Origin of the sequence: Lactobacillus sp. UMNPBX17, assembly GCF_002553735.1 — a bacterium.
In the GTDB taxonomy this organism is placed as follows: Bacteria; Bacillota; Bacilli; order Lactobacillales; family Lactobacillaceae; genus Lactobacillus; species Lactobacillus gallinarum.
On the sequence record NZ_PCYT01000198.1, the window covers coordinates 1 to 317 of the forward strand.

The window sequence follows — 317 nt, forward strand, 5'->3', positions numbered from 1 at the left end:
AAGTTGCTCCTACTAACCCTTCAATCAAGAAAGGCGACAAGATCTTCGTTGTTGTAAAAGACACCGAGAATCAAAAAGTTAACGTTTTAAACGCTAACGGCAAGAAGATCGTTAAGAAAGTTTCAATGGGTTCAACTTTCACTGCTAAAGCAGTTAAGAAGACTAACGGCAAGAAGATCGTTAAGCTCAACAAGAGTCAATGGTTGAACGCTAAGGACGTTGTTAAGGACTAATTTTTTCAGATCAAAACAAATAAATAATTTTCGCCGATTGTAAAATTAAATTGAACACTTGATAAAAAATAAAAAGTCCATTCG

At 34.7% G+C, this 317-nt stretch carries 1 pseudogene; it reads left to right on the forward strand.

What is annotated here, in order from left to right:
• Positions 1 to 233 (forward strand): annotated as a pseudogene (locus tag CP368_RS10285) (hypothetical protein); the annotation flags it as partial.
• Between the last annotated feature and the right edge of the window lie 84 nt (positions 234 to 317).